The organism is Pseudomonas aphyarum (assembly GCF_028657055.1).
Lineage (GTDB): Bacteria > Pseudomonadota > Gammaproteobacteria > Pseudomonadales > Pseudomonadaceae > Aquipseudomonas > Aquipseudomonas aphyarum.
In genome coordinates this window covers 85,474-106,844 of the sequence record NZ_JAMDGS010000014.1, presented here as the reverse complement: position 1 = coordinate 106,844, position 21,371 = coordinate 85,474, and the positions used below count along the sequence as shown (strand labels likewise).

Annotated in this window: 23 protein-coding genes and 1 pseudogene; 9 read left to right on the top strand and 15 right to left on the bottom strand. The window is 62.1% G+C overall.

Annotated features, from left to right (window positions below):
• The first annotated feature begins 15 nt into the window (after positions 1-15).
• Genes M5G18_RS21280 through M5G18_RS21270 form a run of 3 tightly spaced genes read left to right on the top strand, consistent with a single transcriptional unit; the run spans position 16 to position 1,761 of the window.
• Positions 16-390: a YcfL family putative periplasmic lipoprotein gene (locus tag M5G18_RS21280; RefSeq protein WP_273896087.1), complete on the top strand. Its 375-nt coding sequence runs from the start codon at positions 16-18 to the stop codon at positions 388-390.
• Between the two features lie 36 nt (positions 391-426).
• Positions 427-1,014, top strand: a complete 588-nt coding sequence (gene lpoB / locus M5G18_RS21275) for a penicillin-binding protein activator LpoB (protein WP_007951848.1) — start codon at positions 427-429, stop codon at positions 1,012-1,014.
• A 3-nt stretch (positions 1,015-1,017) separates the two neighbouring features.
• Positions 1,018-1,761: a penicillin-binding protein activator LpoB gene (locus M5G18_RS21270; protein ID WP_273896086.1), complete on the top strand. Its 744-nt coding sequence runs from the start codon at positions 1,018-1,020 to the stop codon at positions 1,759-1,761.
• 114 nt (positions 1,762-1,875) lie between these two features.
• On the opposite strand, the gene M5G18_RS21265 is transcribed toward M5G18_RS21270, so the two are convergent.
• The 3 genes from M5G18_RS21265 to M5G18_RS21255 form a co-directional block, all read right to left on the bottom strand.
• Positions 1,876-2,508 (bottom strand): LysE family transporter, encoded by a 633-nt coding sequence (locus M5G18_RS21265; RefSeq protein WP_007951851.1) that lies wholly within the window; start codon positions 2,506-2,508, stop codon positions 1,876-1,878.
• 115 nt (positions 2,509-2,623) lie between these two features.
• Complete coding sequence (locus M5G18_RS21260; RefSeq protein WP_007951853.1) at positions 2,624-3,205, bottom strand: mechanosensitive ion channel family protein; 582 nt, start codon at positions 3,203-3,205, stop codon at positions 2,624-2,626.
• Positions 3,205-5,115, bottom strand: a complete 1,911-nt coding sequence (locus tag M5G18_RS21255) for an ATP-binding cassette domain-containing protein (protein WP_102685848.1) — start codon at positions 5,113-5,115, stop codon at positions 3,205-3,207. Before M5G18_RS21255 ends, M5G18_RS21260 begins: the two co-directional genes overlap by 1 nt.
• A 50-nt stretch (positions 5,116-5,165) precedes the next feature.
• On the opposite strand from M5G18_RS21255, the gene M5G18_RS21250 reads away from it, so the two are divergent.
• Positions 5,166-5,627 (top strand): TIGR02444 family protein, encoded by a 462-nt coding sequence (locus tag M5G18_RS21250; RefSeq protein WP_273896085.1) that lies wholly within the window; start codon positions 5,166-5,168, stop codon positions 5,625-5,627.
• Here the strand turns inward: M5G18_RS21250 and M5G18_RS21245 are convergent.
• The gene (locus M5G18_RS21245) at positions 5,624-6,808 is read right to left on the bottom strand and encodes an AlgP family protein (RefSeq protein WP_273896084.1); all 1,185 of its coding nucleotides are present in this window, start codon (positions 6,806-6,808) and stop codon (positions 5,624-5,626) included. The genes M5G18_RS21250 and M5G18_RS21245 overlap by 4 nt on opposite strands.
• A 192-nt stretch (positions 6,809-7,000) precedes the next feature.
• Between M5G18_RS21245 and M5G18_RS21240 the strand changes: the two genes are divergently transcribed.
• Positions 7,001-7,666, top strand: coding sequence for an FKBP-type peptidyl-prolyl cis-trans isomerase (locus M5G18_RS21240; protein ID WP_273896083.1), 666 nt, complete (start codon positions 7,001-7,003; stop codon positions 7,664-7,666).
• Positions 7,667-7,726: 60 nt separating this feature from the next.
• Here M5G18_RS21240 and M5G18_RS21235 read toward each other — a convergent pair whose 3' ends face one another.
• The 8 genes and pseudogenes from M5G18_RS21235 to M5G18_RS29035 form a co-directional block, all read right to left on the bottom strand.
• A complete protein-coding gene (locus M5G18_RS21235) occupies positions 7,727-8,185 on the bottom strand; it encodes an Rsd/AlgQ family anti-sigma factor (RefSeq protein WP_007951863.1) in 459 nt (152 codons plus the stop codon).
• A gap of 185 nt (positions 8,186-8,370) precedes the next feature.
• Positions 8,371-8,922 carry a disulfide bond formation protein B gene (locus M5G18_RS21230; RefSeq protein WP_207984300.1) on the bottom strand — a complete coding sequence of 184 codons (552 nt, stop codon included), beginning with the start codon at positions 8,920-8,922 and terminating at the stop codon, positions 8,371-8,373.
• 220 nt (positions 8,923-9,142) lie between these two features.
• Positions 9,143-10,381: a heme biosynthesis protein HemY gene (locus M5G18_RS21225; RefSeq protein ID WP_273896082.1), complete on the bottom strand. Its 1,239-nt coding sequence runs from the start codon at positions 10,379-10,381 to the stop codon at positions 9,143-9,145.
• The gene (locus tag M5G18_RS21220) at positions 10,378-11,520 is read right to left on the bottom strand and encodes a uroporphyrinogen-III C-methyltransferase (RefSeq protein WP_273896081.1); all 1,143 of its coding nucleotides are present in this window, start codon (positions 11,518-11,520) and stop codon (positions 10,378-10,380) included. The genes M5G18_RS21225 and M5G18_RS21220 overlap by 4 nt, the downstream gene beginning before the upstream one ends.
• A 16-nt stretch (positions 11,521-11,536) precedes the next feature.
• Positions 11,537-12,304: a uroporphyrinogen-III synthase gene (locus M5G18_RS21215; RefSeq protein ID WP_273896080.1), complete on the bottom strand. Its 768-nt coding sequence runs from the start codon at positions 12,302-12,304 to the stop codon at positions 11,537-11,539.
• Positions 12,301-13,242 carry a hydroxymethylbilane synthase gene (hemC, locus tag M5G18_RS21210; protein ID WP_273896079.1) on the bottom strand — a complete coding sequence of 314 codons (942 nt, stop codon included), beginning with the start codon at positions 13,240-13,242 and terminating at the stop codon, positions 12,301-12,303. The genes M5G18_RS21215 and hemC overlap by 4 nt, the downstream gene beginning before the upstream one ends.
• Positions 13,243-13,380: 138 nt before the next feature.
• A complete protein-coding gene (locus M5G18_RS21205; protein WP_007951875.1) occupies positions 13,381-14,127 on the bottom strand; it encodes a LytR/AlgR family response regulator transcription factor in 747 nt (248 codons plus the stop codon).
• Positions 14,124-14,285, bottom strand: a pseudogene (locus tag M5G18_RS29035) (sensor histidine kinase); the annotation flags it as partial. The pseudogene M5G18_RS29035 and the gene M5G18_RS21205, both read right to left, overlap by 4 nt.
• 316 nt (positions 14,286-14,601) lie before the next feature.
• Here M5G18_RS29035 and argH point away from each other — a divergent pair.
• Positions 14,602-15,996 carry an argininosuccinate lyase gene (gene argH, locus M5G18_RS21200; RefSeq protein WP_011336517.1) on the top strand — a complete coding sequence of 465 codons (1,395 nt, stop codon included), beginning with the start codon at positions 14,602-14,604 and terminating at the stop codon, positions 15,994-15,996.
• Between the two features lie 60 nt (positions 15,997-16,056).
• On the opposite strand, the gene M5G18_RS21195 is transcribed toward argH, so the two are convergent.
• Positions 16,057-16,716 (bottom strand): glutathione S-transferase family protein, encoded by a 660-nt coding sequence (locus tag M5G18_RS21195; RefSeq protein WP_179693302.1) that lies wholly within the window; start codon positions 16,714-16,716, stop codon positions 16,057-16,059.
• Between the two features lie 123 nt (positions 16,717-16,839).
• Here M5G18_RS21195 and M5G18_RS21190 point away from each other — a divergent pair, with 123 nt between their 5' ends.
• The 3 genes from M5G18_RS21190 to M5G18_RS21180 all read left to right on the top strand — a co-directional run bounded on the left by M5G18_RS21190 (position 16,840) and on the right by M5G18_RS21180 (position 20,599).
• Positions 16,840-17,124: a hypothetical protein gene (locus tag M5G18_RS21190; protein ID WP_007951881.1), complete on the top strand. Its 285-nt coding sequence runs from the start codon at positions 16,840-16,842 to the stop codon at positions 17,122-17,124.
• 191 nt (positions 17,125-17,315) lie between these two features.
• On the top strand, positions 17,316-17,561 hold the full coding sequence (locus tag M5G18_RS21185; RefSeq protein WP_007951883.1) for a TIGR02647 family protein: 246 nt from the start codon (positions 17,316-17,318) through the stop codon (positions 17,559-17,561).
• Positions 17,562-17,755: 194 nt separating this feature from the next.
• Complete coding sequence (locus M5G18_RS21180) at positions 17,756-20,599, top strand: class I adenylate cyclase (RefSeq protein ID WP_273896078.1); 2,844 nt, start codon at positions 17,756-17,758, stop codon at positions 20,597-20,599.
• Positions 20,600-20,605: 6 nt separating this feature from the next.
• Here M5G18_RS21180 and rnk read toward each other — a convergent pair whose 3' ends face one another.
• Positions 20,606-21,016 carry a nucleoside diphosphate kinase regulator gene (gene rnk, locus M5G18_RS21175; RefSeq protein WP_007951886.1) on the bottom strand — a complete coding sequence of 137 codons (411 nt, stop codon included), beginning with the start codon at positions 21,014-21,016 and terminating at the stop codon, positions 20,606-20,608.
• A gap of 128 nt (positions 21,017-21,144) precedes the next feature.
• Complete coding sequence (locus M5G18_RS21170) at positions 21,145-21,369, bottom strand: DUF1289 domain-containing protein (protein WP_045121669.1); 225 nt, start codon at positions 21,367-21,369, stop codon at positions 21,145-21,147.
• Positions 21,370-21,371 lie beyond the last annotated feature (2 nt).

Genomic DNA, 21,371 nt, shown 5'->3' with positions numbered 1-21,371 from the left:
GAACGGAGTCTTTGCATGCGCTTCAAACTCATCGCCGTCGTCGCCCTCGCCCTTTTGGCGAGCGGTTGCGCCACCCCGCCACCACCGGAGCCGGGCAGTGCCGCGAGCAAGGTCGTGGCCATGGGCCCGCAGAAACACATCGTGGTCGGCGCGATGCGCGTGGCCCGCGAAAACGGCTTCATGACCGTCAACGTGCAGTTGAGCAACACCCTCAACAGCAACAAGACGTTCTACTACCGTTTCGCCTGGCTCGGCGCGGAAGGTTTCCCGATCGCCGAAGAAGAAGTCTGGAAGAGCCAAATGATGTACGGCGCCCAGACCAGCTTCATCCAGGGCATCGCCCCGACGCCGAAAGCCGTGGACTTCCGTCTGGAACTCAAGACGCCTTAAGCCCGACACCCTATTCCCGATTCAGAGAGCATTCCCATGTTTGCACGCTTTTCCTTCATCGCCGTCCTCGCCCTGCTGGCCTCCGGTTGCGCCAACACTTCGCCGACCCTGGGCAGCAAGAACATCAGCTACGGCGACACCAAGGCCGTTGAAACCGTGACCAACGAGTTCGGTTCGACCGATCTGCAGATGATCGCCGAGTCGATGACCCGTTCCCTGGCCCAGTCCGGCATTCTGCAGGGTCGCCCTGTGGTGCAGGTCTACGACGTGAAGAACAAGACCAGCGAATACATCGACACTCGCGAAATCACCACCAGCATCAAGACCCAGCTGATGAAGTCCGGCACCGCCCGCTTCGCCAGCGACAACACCGCGATGCAAAGCCAGGTCGACCAGCTCAAGCTGCAAAACCAGAGCGGCCTGTACAAGAAGAGCACCGTGGCCAAGACCGGCAACATGATCGCCGCCAAATACCGTCTTGAAGGTTCGATCAGCTCGATCGTCAAGCGCAGCAGCGACTACAAGGACGTCTTCTACAAATTCAGCCTGCAACTGATCGACGTTGAAAGCGGTCTGGCCGAGTGGATGGACGAGAAAGAGATCCGCAAAACCACGGAGCGTTAATCGATGCGCACATGGATTGGCATGATGGCCCTGGCTTGCGCGTTCAGCGTGCAAGCGGCCCCGAAAGTCGCGGTAACGGATCTGGCGTACCAGGAACGTGTGGAGCAATACATCCACATCGTTTCGGCGCAGAGCAATTACCGCGAGGGTTACTACAGCGCCAGTGGGTCTTCGAGCTATAACGAGCTCGAAGCCACCACCAGCTACATCGAACAGACCGAACTGCGCAAGTTCACCGGCGACATCAAGGGTGAAATCCTGCGTACCGGCATGTTCCAGCTGGTGCAGGGCACGCCGTACACCGCGTCCTCCAAGGGTGACGTCTACGACGTGATCAAGCGGATCAAGGCCGGCAACTTCAAGGGCGCCGACTACGTGCTGTTCGGCACCGTGTCGGACATCGACTTCACCCAGGACGTCAACGAGCTGGCGAACACCGACAGCTATTCCGCCGTGCTGGGCCTGACGTTGGTGGCGGATTTCAGCCTGATCAACACCAAGACCTTCGAGATCACTTCGGCCTTCACGGCGATGGGTGAAGCGCAGGACACCAAACTGGTGAACCACCGCGACATCAAGATCTCGCTCAACCGACCGCGGGTGGTGCGTGATGTCTCGAAAGCGTTGGGCGAAGACGTGGCCGGACAACTGAGCATGCAGCTCGGCGGCAACGGTTACGAACAGCCGCGCGAACCGCAACAGCGCAACAATCTGCCGCGTGATACGGCGCCGGTGATTCTTCACTGATCGATGATCGTTCCCACGTCGAGGCGTCCGCGTGGGAATGCAGCCCGGGACGCTCTGCGTTCCAGACACAAAAAAGGCGACCTGAAAAGGTCGCCTTTTTTATGCCTGTACGCTTTACGCGGCGGCTTTGCGCAACGTCGCCATGAACGCCGCGGCGCCAATGAACAGCCCGGCAAACGTGCGGTTCATGCGTTTCTGCTGGGTCGGTGTACGCAACAGGCGCAGCACCTTCGAAGCCAGTCCGGTGTAGCCGGCCATGACGATCAGGTCGACCGCAATCATGGTCACGCCGATCACCACGTACTGGATCAGCAGCGGCGCATGCGGATTGATGAACTGCGGCAGCACCGCCAGCATGAACACCAGGGCCTTGGGGTTACTGATGTTCACCAGAAAGCCACGGAACACCAGGGCCAACGGTTTGCCGATCGGCCGAACGGCCGCGTCGTCGCTCATGTCCATCGGCAGTGCGCGCCATTGCTTGATCGCGAGATAAACCAGGTAGGCGACACCGAACCATTTGATCGCATGGAACGCGGTGGCCGAAGCGGTGAGGATCGCGCCGACACCGGCGCCGACGATGGCAATCTGCACTGCCAGGCCGATCTGCAGGCCCAGGGCATTCCAGTAGCCGCGCCAGAAACCGTATTGCAGGCCGCTGGACATCGACGCAATGGCGCCGGCACCCGGAGAAAGACTGATCACCCAGCAGGCGGCAAAAAACGCCAGCCATGTTTGAAGCTCCATCGCACACCTCGACTTCGGACTCGTGACAATCCTCAAAGCTAATGCGGATTTGGCTGGATGACTACCGATTTTTTGCAGGATGTTGCGGCCGCCGACCAACGTGGCCGGCGTCCGATCACTTTTCGAAACCGCTGGAAGGGAAGATATCCGTGCCGCGCCAGCGGCGCACCGAGCGCTGGAAGAACAGGCTGTTGGGCACTTGCACCATGGCGCTGCCGGTGCCGAGTTCTTCGGCCTCGATCAAGGTGGTGTAGAGCAGATTGATCGCCACCACCCGGCCTTTGACGCCCGGCTTGTCGGTGGTGTCGACCAGTTCGACCACGTCGCCAAGACGGAACGGGCCGACGGTGAAGATCAGAATCGCGCAGAGCAGGTTCGACAGCACGCTCCACATGGCGAAGAACGCCACCGCCGCCACCGCGACGAAACCCGACAGCGCGGTCCACAGCACCGTGGCCGAGACCCCAAGGCGTTCCAGCACGAAGATCAGCGCACTGCCCATGATCAGCCAGCGCAGACCGCCGCGCAGCGGCATCAGCAGCTGTGGCGGGAACGGATACTTCTCGCCCAGGCGGGTCAGGAATCGGGCAACGACGCGCTGGGCGAAGTAGCCGGCGAGCAGGATCAGCAGAATCTGCACGCCGAGCCAGATCGGCTCGACCCACATCGCCGGCAATGGAAGTTTGAAGGCGTCCATCAGGACAACGCCTCCAGCTCCGCCTGCATGCTTTCCAGCGTTTCCAGAGCTTCCATCCACGCTTCTTCAAGTTCGCCTTCGCGGACTTTCAGCTTGGCCTGTTCGGCCAGCAGGTCACGCAATTCGTTCTTGCGCGCCGGCTCGTAGATGTCACTGTCGCCAAGGCTGGCATCGACCTTCGCCAGTTTTTCGTGCAGCTTGCCGAGCTCGGCTTCGAGCTTGTCAGCCTCGCGCTTGTGCGGCGCCAGTTGCTGACGCAACGCAGCGGCAGCCTGACGCTGGGCCTTCTTGTCGGTCTTGTCCGGGTTGACCGGCGTGTTGCTGACCGGGGCGTTGCGCTGACGGTATTCCACCAGCCAGCGAGCATAGTCTTCGAGGTCGCCATCGAACTCTTCGACCTTGCCGTCCGCGACCAGGAAGAAGTTGTCGGTGGTGCTCTTTAGCAAATGCCGATCGTGGGAAACCACCAGCACCGCGCCGCTGAATTCCTGCAACGCCATGGTCAGCGCCAGGCGCATTTCCAGATCGAGGTGGTTGGTCGGTTCGTCGAGCAGCAGCAGGTTCGGCCGTTCCCAGGCGATCAACGCCAGGGCCAGACGGGCCTTTTCGCCACCGGAGAAATTCAGCACCGGCTCATCGATCCGCGCGCCACGGAAGTCGAAACCACCGAGGAAGTCACGCAGGGTCTGCTCGCGTTCGGTCGGCGCCAGACGCTGCAAGTGCAGCAACGGGCTGGCCTTGGCGTCCAGCGAGTCGAGCTGATGTTGGGCGAAGTAGCCGACCACGGTGTTCTCGCCGCGAGTCAGGCGCCCAGCCAATGGTTCGAGTTCGCCGGCGAGGTTCTTGATCAGGGTCGATTTACCCGCGCCGTTGGGGCCGAGCAAACCGATCCGCGCACCGGGGGTCAGTTGCAGCTTGACCTTCTCCAGCACGGTTTTCTCGCCATAACCCAGACGCGCATCGGACAGATCGATCAGCGGGCTGGAGATCTTGGTCGACTCGCGGAACACGAAGTCGAACGGCGAATCGACGTGAGCCGCCGACAGCTCTTCCATGCGCTCCAGCGCCTTGATCCGGCTCTGGGCCTGACGGGCCTTGGTAGCCTGGGCCTTGAACCGGGCGATGTAGCTTTCCATGTGCGCACGCTGCGCCTGCTGCTTCTCGTAGGCCTGTTGCTGCTGGGCCAGACGTTCGGCACGGGCGCGTTCGAACGCGGTGTAGCCGCCACGGTAGAGCGTCAGCTTGCGCTGATCGACGTGGGCCACGTGATCGACCACCTCATCGAGGAAATCCCGGTCGTGGGAAATCAGCAGCAAGGTGCCGGGGTAACTTTTCAGCCACTCTTCGAGCCAGATGATGGCGTCGAGATCCAGGTGGTTGGTCGGTTCGTCGAGCAGCAGCAGGTCTGATGGGCACATCAAAGCCTGCGCAAGGTTCAGACGCATCCGCCAGCCACCGGAGAAATCTCCTACCTGACGATCCATCTGCTCGTTGGTGAAACCGAGGCCGGCCAGCAATTTGCGCGCCCGCGCATCGGCGGTGTAGCCATCGGCGCTGTCGAGCTCGGCATGCAGGCGGGCCAGCGCGGTGCCGTCGTGGGCCTCTTCGGCTGCCGCGAGCTCACGCTGCACTTCGCGCAGGCGCAGATCGCCGTCGAGCACATAGTCGACCGCCAGGCGTTCGAGCGTGTCGACCTCCTGGCGCATGTGGGCGATACGCCAGTCGGCCGGCAACAGGCAGTCGCCCGAGTCCGGGTGCAACTCACCGCGGAGCAAGGCGAACAGGCTGGATTTGCCGGCGCCGTTGGCACCGATGAGGCCGGCTTTGTGGCCGGCGTGCAGGGTCAGCTCGGCGTCTTCTAGCAGACGTTGCGGGCCACGCTGTAAAGTCAGGTTCTGAAGTCGGATCATAATGGCGGCGGAGTCTACCAGCTTCCCCCGCAACTGGCGCGAGTAGCACGATGTCCTCTGACCTGTGGAGCTTTGCCCTTGCCGTCTACGCCCGTCCCGGCGTGGAGGATGCCTGCCTGCGCCTGCAATCGGCGGGGGCCAACGTGTGCCTGATGCTGTGCGGTTTATGGCTTGAACAACGCGATGCGACTTGTGACGAGGCGCGTGCGCGGCAGCTTCTGGACCTGACAGAGCCTTGGGACCGGGAAGTGGTGCAGCCGTTACGCGCATTGCGCATGCGGTGGAAAACCCTGGCCGACACCGATCCGGTGCTCAAGGGCATGCGCGAGCAAATCAAGAGATTGGAGCTGGAGGCGGAGCGTGCGCTGCTGTCACGACTTGAAGGCGTCGCGCAGGGCTGGAAGCGTAATTCGAAGGAATCGAGTGACTGGCTGGAAGTGCTGGCCGGCCCTGCGGCCAACCTGAACCGCGACGCGCTGCAAGTGCTGCGCGTCGCGGCGACCGGCGCTTAGGAAGCGCTGGACGGGTTGCTGGCGACGCTCGACACCGGCGCCGACGATGGCGTGGTTGCGGTGGTCGAGGTAGTGGCGGCGGCTGCCGGTGCTGCGGTCGGAGCCGGGGTTGCCGGTGCGGCAGGTTTGGCAGCAGGTGCAGTGGCCGGTTTTGCTGCAGCTGGTTTTGCTGCTGGCTTAGCGGCAGCCGGCTTGGCAGCGGCAGGTTTTTTCACTGCGGGTTTGGCAGCGGTCGCTGGCTTGGCTGCGGTCGTTGCAGGCTTCGCTGCAGCAGCGGGTTTGGCCGCTGGTTTTGCAGCAGGCTTGGCCGCAGCTTTTACCGCAGGCTTGGCCGCTGGTTTCGCCGCCGCTTTGGCTGCAGGTTTGGCAGCAACCGGTTTGGCAGCGGTTTTCGCCGCAGGCTTGGCAGCAGCAGTTTTGGCGGCTGGTTTAGCGGCGGCTTTAACGGCTGGTTTTGCTGCCGGCTTGGCGGCTGCTTTGGTGGCTGGCTTGGCAGCAGGTTTCGCAGCGGCAGTTCTTGCCGGAGCCGCTTTCGCAGCAGCGGTTTTCGCCGCAGGTTTGGCGGCTGGTTTTGCAGCAGTCGGTTTTGCAGCAGCCGGTTTAGCTGCTGTGGTTTTAGCCGCAGGTTTGGCAGCGCTGGCGGCTGCGGGTTTCTTCGCGGCTGGTTTTGCAGCGGCTTTCACTGGCGCTTTTGCCGGGGCTTTCGCAGGCGCTTTGGCCGGTGCTTTTGCAGCAGGTTTGGCGGCAGCTTTCTTCGCAGGCGCCGCTGCAGGTTTGGCCGAACGCAGGGACAACGCCTTGCCGACAGCCTCTTGAACACGACCGACACCCTGGGCCAGTTTCAGGCTTTCCTGGGCATCGCGCTTGAGTTGCAGAATATAGCTGCGGGTATCGGACTGACGATCCTTCAGCGCATCGAGCAGGTCTTCGAGTTCCTTCACGGCAGCCTTGGCCTTGGTCTGCGCCTTGGCTTTACCGGCTGCTGCTGCGTCCTGCAATTTGGTGCGGGATTTGTGCAGTTTTTCTTGCGCCTTGCCGCGTTGCTTTTCCAGTTTGGCGAGCAGTTTTTCAGCATCAGCCAAGGCTTGGGAGCAAGCGTTTTCCAGATGCTCGAGCAGGCTGCCCGAGAGTTGTTGGAGTAAATGCAACGGAGTGTTTACAGGCTTCTTGGTGGCCGACATGGTTTACCTCCTGGCTGACGTGAGTGCGGCTCATACTAGACCTCTGCTGCTACCGCCGCTAGGGCATGTTGACAGTATCGAAAGCACTCGGTTGCAGGCTTGCGAAAAACTTCTGCGCATTGGCAAAAGCAGTTCACCGTTGCAGACGTTCGCGCTGGCATAATCCACCGCAATTCAGGACGGAGAGTGCCCATGTCGCGCTACCTTTTTTTATCCCTCTGCATGATTTTTTCCGTGGCTCAGGCCGACGAAAAAACCACCGCAAACGACGCCCACGATCTGGCTTACAGCCTCGGCGCCAGCCTCGGTGAACGACTGCGTCAGGAAGTGCCGCAGCTCCAGATCCAGGCGTTGATCGAAGGTCTGCAACAGGCCTATCAAGGCAAGCCGCTGGCACTGAGCGAAGCACGTATCGAGCAGATTCTCGCCGATCACGAATCGCAGACAGCCGAGCAGGCGGCGATGCCTTCAACCGAAGCCGCGATGGAAACCGAGCGACGTTTTCTCACCGCCGAAAAAGCCAAACCGGGTGTGAAGGAGTTGGCCGACGGCATCCTGCTGACCGAGCTGGCGCCGGGAAATGGCACGAAGGCCGGCCCGGATGGAAAAGTGCAGGTGCTGTACATCGGTCGATTGCCCGACGGCACCGTGTTCGATCAGAACAGCCAGCCGCAGTGGTTCAATCTCGACAGCGTGATCGCCGGCTGGCGCACCGCGCTGCAGAACATGCCGGTGGGCGCGAAGTGGCGTCTGGTGATTCCATCGGATCAGGCTTATGGCGCCGACGGTGCCGGCGACTTGATCGCGCCATTCACACCACTGGTGTTCGAAGTGGAATTGCGCGGCGCGACCAGTTGATCGCCCAATAAAAAACGGTGCGCTGTGGGCGCACCGTTTCTGGTTCTTGCGAGGTTCGATTCAGGCCTGAACCGAATCCTCTTCCTTGTGTGCGGTATGCAGCACTTCGATCAGGCAGTCTTCCAGTTCGAAGCGCTCGTGGAGCAGACCGCCCAGCTCCTTGAATTTCTCCGCAACGCATTTGCCTTCATCGCAAAGGTCGTTGAACGCGAGCAATTTTTCGGTGATGACATCGATCCGTGGATAGATCGTCTCGGCCAGTTCCAGGCCGCGCTTGTCGTTGAAGGCCTTGGCCTCGCCCGTCAGCTGTTCGTAGATCTCGAAGTGCCCGGCCGAGACGTAATCGACCAGCACGCCGCAGAATTCCTGCAAGGGCTTTCGATCCTCGGACAGCGCCTGAGGTTTGGCGCCCAGCTTGTCATAGGCAGCGATCAATTCCTCACGCTCCTGCAGCCAGCGGTCGATCAGCAGATGAACTCCACCCCAACGTTCCTGAGCATTCTGACAACTTTCGAGCATGGCGATCTCTCTTCCCTTGTGGGTCATGCTGCTCTACACCCGCGCCCCTTCTTGTGAATATTGCTTTGAGAGGCGGCCAGGCAGAGCGTCATCGAGCAACACAATTCCAATGACACGTGCGGGCCAGATTATGCCCGCACGCCTATGGCTTCAAGGTACGCAGGAGAGAAAGTTCATACAAGTGTTTAATCCCTGACCAGCACCGGGTGCGACGGTTGGCCGCTGAGCGGTTGCTGCAACGCCATCCAGACCTGTCGCAGCAACTGGTAAACGGCCAGGATCGACACCCCCACGAAAAACAGCAGACTCCACTCCGGAATGCTCAGATCGAACAGCGTCCAGGACAATTCCGCGCAATCGGCCGTGTCGTTGAACATGCGCATCAGGGCGCATAACCACGGCAAGCTGCTGAACATTTCTTCCGGCCCGGGCCCGCAATGCGCCAGCCTTTGCAGGGAATCACTTTGCAGCAGCACTTGCCGCCACGCCGCTGTCGTCCCGCCAAGGCTGGTCAGCAACGCCATCGTCCAGTACAGCGACAGACCGACACGTTGCGGTCCATGGATCGCCGCCACACCACAACAAAGGGTAAGGACACTCATGAACAGACGCTGGACCAGACACAGACTGCAAGGCACCAGACCGACCGCGTATTCGAGGTAATAAGAAGCTCCCAGGGCCAGAATCCCCGCAGTGAAAGCCATAAAGAACAGGGAGCGTGAGCAGGCCAACGACATGGCTTATCCGTAACAATAAAGACAGGCAGTTACGGTAGAGGAAAGGGCCTCGGGCTTTCAAGGCAGGTCACTGGCGACACTTCAGCAGAAGTGTAGGGAAATCCCGACAGGCACCGAAGGAATCGGTGTAGCCCTCTGTAGGACTTTGCCCGGGAGGGGATTTGCCGGTAACTATTCAGTCACCGGGAAAGAAAAGGAGGAGCATGCTCCCCCTTTCTGATCACGCTCGAACAGCTACGGGCAATGGCGAAGCCAGCAGGCGTTCATCCAGCATACCGAGCCCTTCCTGGAACAGCAGATTGCTGCGTTCGGTGTCGCCGAGACGGGCCAGCAGGCGCGCCAACTCGGCGCATGCTTCCGGATTGCGCTGCACTCGCAGGCTGCTTTCCAGATAATCCCGCGCCTTGCCCCACAGACTGGCTTGCAGGCACAGACGCCCCAGCGTCAGCAGCAGGCTGGCATCGCCCGGATGATCCTTGAGCCAGCCTTCGGCCGTCTGCAACTGACGCGCCGGATCGCTGCCGCGCACCAGACCGTAGAGACGCGCCAGATGGCTGTCGTACTTGCGCTTGAGCGCCGTGCGCAGCACTTCTTCCGCCTCAACCTGAGCGCCCAGCTGGCGCAGTTGCTCGGCGTAGGCCAACACCAGCGCCGGCTCCTGGCGCTGGGCAGACGTCAGTTGCTGCCAGGCCCGGTTGAGCGACTGCAAACCGACTGCGCCATCCTCTTCACGCTGGGCCGCCAGGGACAGGTTTTCTCCCCAGGCACGACGCTCGAGTTCGATCAGTTCGGCCGGTGGCAGGACTTTGTCCTTGCGCAGTTCCGGCAACAGCCGGATCACGGACGACCAGTCACCGCGCTGCTGATGCAGGCGCTGCAACTGGCGCAATGTCTGGACGTTGTGCGGATGACGTTCGTGCATCGCCTGCAAGGTAACCAGCGCACCATCGGTATCGCCACGATCGGTCTGCAACTGCGCATGGCTGAGGGCGATCGCCAGTTCGGCCTGCGGCTGACGCTCGAGGGCACGCTCAAGCAGGCGATCGCTTTCCTCGTAGTTACCCTGCTCGTTGGCGGCGCGGGCGGCGCCCAGGTAATACAGCAACGGTTGACGCTCGGCCTCGGCGGCCCGGTAAAGGTGACGCTGGGCACTGGCCCAGCGGCCTTCGGCCAGATCGAGCTGACCGTGCTCGATCGCCACTTGCACGCGACGGCTGCGGTTGCGACGCGACCATGGATTGACCACGCCGCCGGAGGTCAGCACCAGTTCGACCAACGCCTTGATGCCCCACACCAGCAGCCACAGCACCGCCACCACCGCCAGGGTCGCCCACAGGCTCGATTCATAACGAAAGCTTTTGTAGGCGACCAGCACGTAACCGGAATGCTCGGCAATCGCCAGGCCCAGCGCCGCCGTTGCCGCAATCACCAGAAACACGATCACATACAGGCGCTTCATGGCGTCGCCTCCTGCGCGGTGCTGGCGGCCGGTTTGGCGAAGGGCTTCACCGAGTCTTCGGCGTTGACGTTACGGCGCTCCAGATACGCCTGCACCGCGCTCAAGGTTCCGGCGAGATCCGGCGTGTTGACGGTAACCGGCTGCTTGCTCAATTCCGCGACCTGCTCGAGCATGATTTTGCTCTGCGGGTTGTCCGGATTGAAGTTGCCCGTGAGGACATCACGTGCTTCGGCCAGGGCCTGGGTGTACACCGGCGCCTGACCGTTGAGCGCGGCCCATTGTGCCTGTTCGAGCGAAAGGCTCAGGGCCAGACGCACCTGGCTCAGGCTCTGGCCGGCGAGCAACGGCCGGACGTTTTTGTCGGCGTTGAAATCAATGCGGATGTAGCGCGAGATCTGATCCCACCACTGCGCCCAGCGACTGGCGCCGTCGCCATCGGAAGTCAGGCCCAGCAGCGAATCACCGCGATCCTTGTACTCCGGTGCCAGCTCGGTGAGGCCGACGACCTGATCGCGCAAGGCGCCCAGGCGCAGGAACAGCCCGGTGCGGTCCGGCTGCGCGGTACTGCGCAGCGCTACCAGGGTTTTCGCCACTTGCTCGCGGGCGGCGAACGAGCCGGGATCATTCTGCTCGCGCAGGATTTCGTCGGCACCCTGCACCAGCGCCTGGGCGCTGCTGATGTCCTGCAGGGCGGAAAGACGCAGGCTGGCCAGACGCAGCAAGTGCTCGGCCTCGGCCAAGCGCCAGTCCTTGCGGCTGGCGCCAAGGACGGTTTCCAGACGTTGGTTGAGGCGTTGCTGATCGCCCTGAAGTTGCGACACCAGACGCTGGCGATCGGCAAGTTCATCGGCACCGGGCAATTGCCCGAGGCGCTCGGTCAGTCGTTGTTCGTTGAGCTTCAGGGTCTGGGCCTGATCGTTCAACGCCTGGACCTGACTCAACTGATTCTGAGTGCTGGTCTGCAGGTGTCGCACCTGCCACACACCCCAGCCACCCACCGCAACACCGGCGGCGCCGAGCAGCAGCGCGAGAATGGCCAATCCGTTGCCTCGGCGCGGTTCCGCGGCCGGTGGCGGTGCATCAACCGGTGCATCGATCACAGGTTGAACGTCATCTTTAGGCAAGGCTGTTTCGCTCACGTATCCATCCTTTGCATTAGAGAACGGGCACGGGATGCTCCCGTAACACCGTCAGCAAGGCCGCGGCACTGGCGCCGCGACAATCCACAACTGTTCGGGCCCCGGCGGCACTGGCCTGCTCGGCAACCCTTGGGCTTGGAACAAACAACGGCAACTGCGCAAGTGCAGGCCAGCTGTCGCCGGCCAGTTGGCGCAGGTGCTCGAAACCCTGTCCACTGCTGACCACCAGCCCGTTCAGGCGTTCCGCTGCAATCCTGCGAGGCAGCTCCTGCGGCGGATAGTCCGGCAGGTCGCGACGGTACAACTCCAAGTATTCGACACTAGCACCAAGCGCGCGCAGGCGCTCGGCCAGCAGCTCGCGTCCGCCCTCCCCGCGCAGGATCAACACCTGCGAACCGGGCACCGCCACCGCCGCCAGCAGACGCGGCAATTGCAGCAAGGCCTCGCTGTCGTCACCTGCTTCCGGGAAGCTTACATCCAGCCCTCGATCCCGAAGGATAGCGGCGGTCGCCGCCCCCACGCTGAACCACGGCATCGTCGGCGTCGCCAGACCCAAAGAGTCGAGCAGATCCACCGCGATACGCGCCGCCGGTTTGCTGACCACGATCACTGCGCTGTAACGCGGCAGTTGCGTGATTGTGCGGCGCATTGTGTCAGAGACCGGCAGTGGGGCGATTTCCAAAAGCGGCAGACAGCTGCTGAAAAACCCTTGTTCGGCCAGCACGGTGGCGAGCGCCGAACAGTCCTCCGCCGGACGCGTCAGCAGCAGGCGCCAGGCGGTCACTCGTGACCTGCCTCGCCGTAGACTGCCTTGAGAATATCGTCGGCGCCCTGGCTGAGCAGGTCTTCAGCAACCTGCACGCCCAGCATCTGCGCTGCGGCACGCGGCGCACGGGCTTGCGCGCTGAGCAGCTTGCCGCCGCTCGGCTCGCCCACCAGACCGCGCAGCCACAACTGATCGCCTTCAAGCACGGCGTAGCAGGCGATCGGCACCTGGCAGCCGCCATTCAGATGTTTGTTGAGGGCACGCTCGGCCGTGACACGGTCAGCGGTGTCGGCGTGATGCAGGGGCGCGAGCAAGGCATGGATTTGCGTGTCGGCGCTGCGGCATTCGATACCGACGGCGCCCTGGCCACCGGCCGGCAGGCTGTCGTCGACGCTGATGGCCGAGGTGATGCGGTCTTCGAAACCGAGGCGGATCAGGCCGGCTGCCGCGAGGATGATCGCGTCGTACTCGCCGGCGTCGAGCTTGGCCAGACGGGTGTTGACGTTACCGCGCAGGAAACGGATCTCGAGATCCGGACGGCGCGTCAGCAACTGTGCCTGGCGACGCAGGCTGGAGGTGCCGACGATGCTGCCGGCTGGCAACGCGTCGAGGCTGGAATACGTATTGGAGACAAACGCGTCACGCGGATCTTCGCGCTCGCAGATGCAGAACAGACCGAGGCCTTCGGGGAAATCCATCGGCACGTCTTTCATCGAATGCACGGCGATGTCGGCTTCGTTTTCCAGCAGCGCGGTTTCCAGTTCCTTGACGAACAGGCCCTTGCCGCCGATTTTCGACAGGGGCGAATCAAGCAGCTTGTCGCCGCGACTGACCATGGGCACCAGCGTCACCAGCAGGCCCGGGTGGGCTGCTTCCAGACGGGCTTTGACGTATTCGGCCTGCCAGAGGGCCAGAGCACTTTTGCGGGTGGCGATGCGGATTTCGCGAGAGGACATGGATCAATCCGTACTGAATAGATACGGCGGATAATAACAGCTCAGCCAAATCCACTTTGACCTGAATCAGAAACGGCGTGGCCTCCCTGGCCTGCGATGCCTGGTGAAAAGAACGAAGAACCGCCCGGAGCCTGCGGACTAAAGCCCCTGCATCATTTTGCGCACACCCGCCACATGCCGGCGGCTGACGATCAGCGCGTCACCGTTGAGCCCCTTGAGGAACAACTGGAAATGACCCAGCGGTGTACGTTGCAGACGCTCGATGCGGTCGCGGGCGACCAGCGCGTTGCGGTGGATCCGCACGAAGCGCTCGCCGAATTCATCTTCCAGCGCCTTGAGCGGTTCATCCAGAAGGACTTCGCCACCTTCGTGGCGCAAGGTCACGTATTTGTGGTCGGCAATGAAATACACCACCTGATCCAGCGGGATCAGTTCGATGCCTTTGCGGGTACGGGCGCTGATGTGGCTGCGCGGGCCGTTACCGCTTTCGGCGGCAGGGCGGGTCAGGGCCGAGAGCTGGGCCCGATTGGGACGTTCAGCCCGTTTCAGGGCGTCATGCAGATGTTCGGTTCGCACGGGTTTCACCACATAGCCCACGGCGCTGGCCTGCAGGGCTTCCACGGCAAATTCATCGGGACCTGCGCAAAACACCACGGCTGGCGGGGTTTCGCGTTCGCACAGACGGGCAGCCACCTGCAGGCCATCGAGGCCCGGCATGCGGATATCGAGCAGCACGATATCCGGCTTGTGGCTGTCGATCAGCGCCAACGCCTCTTCGCCATTGGTGGCGCTGGGCTCCAGGACTGTGTAGCCCTCGAGCTCGCTCACCATTCGGCTGAGTCGCTCGCGGGCCAGTGGTTCGTCATCAACGATCAGGACATTCATATTGCGCTGGATTCCTGCGTGAGTCTCGCACAAGGATAGCGTAGACAAGTGGAGTGACGTCCGTCACCGCGATCCACGCTAAGACTAGCGTGAGCGCCAAAAAGTGCCGTACGTCGGCCGGCAATATTTGCCGACACCTGCAACGTACCGCCTGACGCCCGTCGCCGACTGCGTTTTACGCAGGGTATGCCAATGGCCAATACACCCACCCCTCTCTCTTCTTATAGTCGGTGGCCGGACCTTTGCGCGATCCGCCGCCACGTCGACCCCTATGTCCTACTGTAGACGCTCGTCGGGCCGATATTGCTCAATCGGAAAATATCCTTGCGCAAATCCCCCGGCGACACCGGCGACTATGGATCAGGCCATGAGAAAAAAACGTATCGACCAGTGTCAGCGACAGGATTGGCAACCCTGTTATTATCCGCGCCAGCGTTTCACGCCTTCTTTCTTCAAGCCGATACGAGCGAATTCATGAGCACTGACAAGACCAATCAGTCCTGGGGCGGCCGCTTCAGTGAACCCGTCGACGCCTTCGTCGCCCGCTTCACCGCCTCCGTCACTTTCGACCAGCGCCTGTATCGCCACGACATCATGGGCTCGATCGCCCACGCCACCATGCTGGCCAAGGTCGGCGTGCTGACGGATGCCGAGCGCGACAGCATCATCGATGGCCTGAAGACCATCCAGGGCGAAATCGAGGCCGGCCAGTTCGACTGGCGCGTCGACCTCGAAGACGTGCACATGAACATCGAAGCACGCCTGACCGACCGCATCGGCGTCACCGGCAAGAAGCTGCACACCGGCCGCAGCCGCAACGACCAGGTCGCCACCGACATCCGCCTGTGGCTGCGTGACGAGATCGACCTGATCCTGAGCGAGATCACCCGTCTGCAAAAAGGCCTGCTGGAGCAGGCCGAGCGTGAAGCCGCGAGCATCATGCCGGGCTTCACCCACCTGCAGACCGCTCAGCCGGTGACCTTCGGGCACCACATGCTGGCCTGGTTCGAAATGCTCAGCCGCGACTACGAGCGCCTGGTCGACTGCCGCAAGCGCACCAACCGCATGCCGCTGGGCAGCGCCGCGCTGGCCGGCACCACTTACCCGATCGACCGCGAATACACCGCGCAACTGCTGGGCTTCGATGCCGTCGGCGGCAACTCGCTGGACAACGTGTCCGACCGTGACTTCGCCATCGAATTCTGCTCGGCCGCGAGCATCGCTATGATGCACCTGTCGCGCTTCTCCGAAGAGCTGGTGCTGTGGACCAGCGCGCAGTTCCAGTTCATCGATCTGCCGGACCGTTTCTGCACCGGCAGCTCGATCATGCCGCAAAAGAAAAACCCCGACGTGCCGGAGCTGGTGCGTGGCAAGACCGGCCGTGTGTTCGGCGCCCTGATGGGCCTGCTGACCCTGATGAAAGGCCAGCCGCTGGCCTACAACAAGGACAACCAGGAAGACAAGGAACCGCTGTTCGACGCCGCCGACACCCTGCGCGACTCGCTGCGCGCCTTTGCCGACATGATCCCGGCGATCAAGCCAAAGCACGCGATCATGCGTGAAGCGGCGCTGCGCGGTTTCTCCACCGCCACTGACCTGGCGGATTACCTGGTACGCCGTGGCCTGCCGTTCCGTGATTGCCACGAGATCGTCGGTCATGCCGTGAAGTACGGCGTCGACACCGGCAAGGATCTGGCGGAAATGAGCCTTGAAGAACTGCGTCAGTTCAGCGACCAGATCGAGCAGGACGTGTTTGCCGTGCTGACCCTGGAAGGCTCGGTGAATGCCCGTGACCACATCGGCGGCACTGCGCCGGCGCAGGTCAAGGCTGCCGTGGTTCGCGGTCAGGCGCTGATCGCCAGCCGCTAAAAGCATCGCGGGCAAGTCGAATGGTCGACTTGCCCGCGAACTGGTTCCAAAACAGATTTTCTACTTTTTGGCGGCGATCATCGCCAAAAACGCCGGCATCGCCGCATCCTTATCCGCCGCAATCTTCTGCACGTGCGGATTCTGCTCAAGCCGCTCCAGCAGCGCCTTGGCCTTCGGCATCTCCGCCAACAGATCCAGACCGAACAGTTTGTGCCCCACCGCAGCCGCCAGCGGCACGCTGTAGAGGAAGTACAAGTCCGCAATGCTCAGGGTGTCGCCCGCCACATACGGGGCGAATTTGCCGTGACGCCCCAGCGCCGCAAAGCCCAGCAGCAATTCAGCCTTGGTTTTCTCCTTGATCGCCTCCGGCAGCGCCGTACCGAAAAACGCTTCGCCGTAACAGGCACGGGCCGGCAGCTCGATGTACAGCTCGATTTCCTTGGCCACCGCCAGCACCTGGGCGCGGGCAAACGGCTCGGTCGGCAACAGCGGCACACCCTTCTGGCTGCTTTCGAGGTATTCGAGCATCACCATCGTTTCGTTGATGTAACCGCCTTCAGCCCCCAGCACCGGCACCTTGCCGCGCGGGCTGATGGCCAGAGATTCAGGCGTTGGCGTCGGGTAGAACGTGACCTCTTCGAATGGCAGGCCTTTTTCCAGCAACGCCAGTTTGACCATGTTGTAGTAGTTGCTGACGGAGAATCCATAGAGCTTGAACATCACATAGCCTCCAGGCCGTGCGGGGTGGGCAGTGCCTGTTTATAGATCGCTACCGCGATTCTCGCCAGCAGCATCACGCCGCTGAATGCGGGTAAACTGGCGCCTTTCCTTGAGGAGCCTGCCATGAGCGAGCCGACTGACATCGACAATGATGAAGAAGAGTTCACCGAATCGACGCTGATCGAAGCGATCGAGAACCAGATCGAAAGCGACAACCCGCCAGCGGCCAAGGCAACCTTCAACAAGCTGACGCTGGTCGGTTACGAGCGTGACGACATCCTGAATCTGATGGCCCACGTGCTGGCCTGTGAAATCGACGCGATGCTCGACGAAGACCGCGCGTTCGATACCGAGTGGTACGAAACCGCGCTGCGCGCACTGCCGGAACTGCCACCGGAAAAGCAGTAAACGGCCCCGCCTTGTGGGAGCAGGCCTGCTCCCACACAATTTGTCACCCATCTGCGCAGCCTTCTGCCGCCCCCTGACTACACTGGAATCCACCCCGGGACAAAAACCCTGACACGCGCACTGGACAGGCCGCGCCGGCAGGTTCACCTTAGGGGCGCTGTCGTCCAATTCCTAGAAAGTCTGGAGTCCTTATGTCGCTTACCCCTGAGTTGGTTGCCGAACTGGAAGTCCTCGCACTCTTCAACCTGGACAGTTCCCAGGAAGGTCTGAAAATTCATCAGACCGCTGCCCCGAAGCACATTGCCGCCGCACAACGCCTGTTCGAAAAAGAACTGACAGACCAGCCTGATGGCGGTTACCTGACCAGCCTCGGTCGCGATGCCGCACAGAACGTGCAAACCGTACTGACGATTCTCAAAGAGCAGCAAACCGCCTGATCCTCCCGACTTTGCCCACGGAAACCCCTGCCACGGGATTTCCGCGGGCCAGCCATGAACGTCGCCCATCGCCGCGCGATAGAAATCTGACGTCAAAAAACAAATTCAGCTTAAAACTCCTGCCGCTCAGGCGCTAAACTCCCGGACACCCGAGACCCCTTGCCTCCGAGCCCTGCGCGCCGGTTTGAGCCGACATGACCCGCACCCATGAAATCCGCCCCGACCTGGACGAAGGCATCGACCGCAAGGTACTCAGCCAGCTACGTGCACGTTTTCTCAAACTCAATGAAGGCCGCCTGAACCGGGCGCTCGAAGGCCTGTCGACGCGCCAGCAAAGTGTGCTGACGCTGCTGCCGCTGTTTTTTCACGTCAATCATCCGCTGTTGCCCGGTTATGTCTCCGGCAGCACGCCGGCCGGGCTGTCGAATTACGAACCGGACGCCGATGCGCTTGCCGAAGCCCAGCGCCTGACGCGCTCGTTCTCCTACAAGCCACGTCACGGCAGCAACCCGCCACGGCCGATTCACGGTCTGTTCCTGATGGGCAGCCTCGGCACCCTGGCTCAGGCCGAACAGAGCGACATGGACGTGTGGGTCTGCCACGCCCCCGACCTGAGCGAAAGCGAACTCGCCGAGCTGCGCAAGAAATGCCAGTTGCTCGAAACCTGGGCTGCCAGCCAGGGGGCCGAGGCGCACTTCTTCCTGATCGACCCGGTGCGCTTCGTCAAAGGCGAGCGCGACACCCAGCTCAGCTCCGAAGATTGCGGCACTACCCAGCACTATCTGCTGCTGGACGAGTTCTACCGCACCGCGATCTGGCTCGCCGGGCGCACGCCGATCTGGTGGCTGGTGCCGGTCTATGAAGAGCGTGCCTACGACGCGTACACCCACACCCTGATTTCCAAGCGTTTCATCCGCAACGATGAAACCCTCGACCTAGGGCCGATGGCGCACATTCCGCCGGGCGAGTTCGTCGGCGCCGGGCTGTGGCAACTGTTCAAGGGCATCGAGTCACCTTACAAATCGGTGCTCAAGCTGCTGCTGACCGAGGTCTACGCCAGCGAACATCCGCAGGTGCAATGTCTGAGTCTGCGCTTCAAGCAGGCCGTATTCGCCAACCGGCTGGATCTCGACGAGCTGGACCCGTACATGGTGGTCTACCGCCGGATCGAGGAATACCTCACTGCGCGCAACGAACCGGAGCGGCTTGAGCTGGTGCGCCGGGCGCTGTACCTCAAGGTCAACCGCAAGCTCACCGGCAATACCCGCACCCAGAGCTGGCAACGTTCACTGCTGGAAAGGCTGGCCAGCGAATGGCACTGGGACCAGCGGCAACTGGCGCTGCTCGACAGCCGCAGCCAGTGGAAAGTACGACAGGTCAGCGCCGAGCGCCGGGCGCTGGTCAACGAGCTGAACTACAGCTACCGCTTCCTGACCCAGTTCGCCCGCACCGAACAGACTGTCAGCCTGATCAACAAGCGCGACCTCAACGTCCTCGGCCGGCGGCTCTACGCAGCGTTCGAACGCAAGGCCGACAAGGTCGAGTTCATCAACCCCGGCATTGCCCCGGACCTGGCCGAAGACACGCTGACCCTGGTGCAATCGCCGAACAAAAAGGAACCGGGCCAAACCCAGTGGGGCCTGTACAACGGCAGCCTGACGGCGCTGGAGTGGGAACACTTCGCGCCGATCAAGCGCAGCCGCGAGTTGCTGGAACTGCTGACCTGGTGCCATCGCAACGGCGTGATCGACGGCAGCACCCGACTGGCCCTGCACCCCGGCACCAGCGATTTGAGCGAGTTCGAACTGTTCAACCTGCTCGGCAGCCTGCAACAAAGCATCGCCCTGCCCTTGTCGACCGTTGCCGAAGAACCGCTGCTGCGCGCCGCGGTGCCGAGCGAAGTGTTGATGCTGGTGAATGTCGGGGTCGACCCGCTCAAGCATCACCGCGACCTGAACATCCTGATGACCACCGAGCGCACGGACTCCCTGAGCTACGCCGGCGTACGCGAAAACCTGGTGCTGACCCTGGATCAGGTCACGCTCAACAGCTGGAACGAAGTGCTGGTCAACCGCTTCGACGGCCCGCATGCCTTGATGGACTGCCTGCGCGATTACCTCAACAATCTGCCGCGCGGGCCGCAACAGCCATCGCTGCGGGTGCGCTGTTTCTGTCATAACCGCGCGCAATTCATCGCCCGCCGGGTGGAAGAAATTGTCGACACCGCGCAAACCCTGTTGCTCAGCGATCTGAATCACCGCTACCTGATCCAGGTGCAGCAGCATTACCACGTGCTGGAGTTGGTGCCGGGTCAAGTCAGCCATGTCGCCCTCGCCACCCTGCCGGCGCTGCTCGATTACCTGGGCGAGGAACAGCCGCGCTACAGCCCGCTGCACCTGGACCCGATGGCGCTGGAAGACCACGACCTGGCGTTGATCCTGCCGATGGGCCAGCCCGAATGCATTCAGGTGTTCTACCGGATCACCGAACAAACCGCCGAGCTGTACGTGCTCGACGAGTTCAATGCGCTGTGGCAACAGCACTTGCCCTATCACGACGAGCAAAGCCTGTTGGTGCCGTTGCAGCGGTTCCTGCAATCGATCCAGTTCCGCCGCGAAGCGCTGCTGCCGATGGATTCGGGCCATGCCGCCAGCCTTGAAATCTTGTATTACCAGCTATTGCCATCAGGGCCGGGACGCGCGCGACGGGTCGAAATGCGCCCGGCACCGCAGACGCCGGTCAACAAACCGTTCTACGACGTGCAGGCGATCGTCGGCAAAGCCGCGCCCGGCCAGGTGCAGGTCACGCTGTATTGCAATCAACGGGAATTCAGCGAGCTGGAACATGGCGACCAGCTGTTCAGCGTGGTCGCCCGGGAGATCGTCGGGCAGCGCCGGGAAAGCGAGCGCTACCGCTGCTACATCACCGACCTGGACCTGTCGGGAGTGATCGGTGACGGGCAGAGTTCGAGCAATCTGTACCTGCGTTACAAGGCCGACCTGGAACGCTCTCTGAACGAGGCGCTCGAGCAGGTCTGAGGCGGGTTACTCCGGGAAATCACCGCCGTTGGCCGGCTGCGATTCGACTTCGAGCAAAGTCAGCTTCAGGGTCTTGCCACCCGGAGCCGGCCAGTCGATGTGCTGACCAACCTTCAGGCCCAGCAGCGCACTGCCGACCGGGGCCAGGATCGAGACTTTGCCTTCGTCGGCGTTGGCGTGCTTCGGGTAGACCAGGGTCAGGTGGTAGTCCTTGCCACTGCTCTCTTCACGGCAGTGCACACGGGAATTCATCGTCACGACATCGGCAGGCACTTCATCGTGACCGACCAGGGTATCGGCGCGGTCCAGTTCGGTTTGCAGCGCGATCACGCCCGGCAGCGTGTCATCCAGGCTGTCGATCAGGCGCTCCAGACGTTGCACGTCCAGACGGGTAAGGGTGATGGAAGGTGCGGTCATGATCCGGGCAGACTCCTTTCTTCTGCACACAAAAAAAGCAAAACCCCGCCAAAAAAGACGGGGTTTTCACCAGGCCTCGATGGGTTGAGGCGTTTCCGGACACTATCACAGCTCAAAAAATATACAAGCTACGCTCCGGCGAGCTGCCGGCGCTGAGCCGCCTGCGCACAAATCACCCGGCGGCGCTCGTCATCGGCCGAACGCCACTCGCGGATGTCTTCGACATGGCGCATGCAACCGAGGCAGACCTTCTGCTCATCCAGCCGGCACACGCCGGTGCACGGCGAAGGGACGGCCGGGCTGACGTTGCTGTAGAGCGGCTTCGGCGGACGGACGGGCGCAGTATCAGTCACGA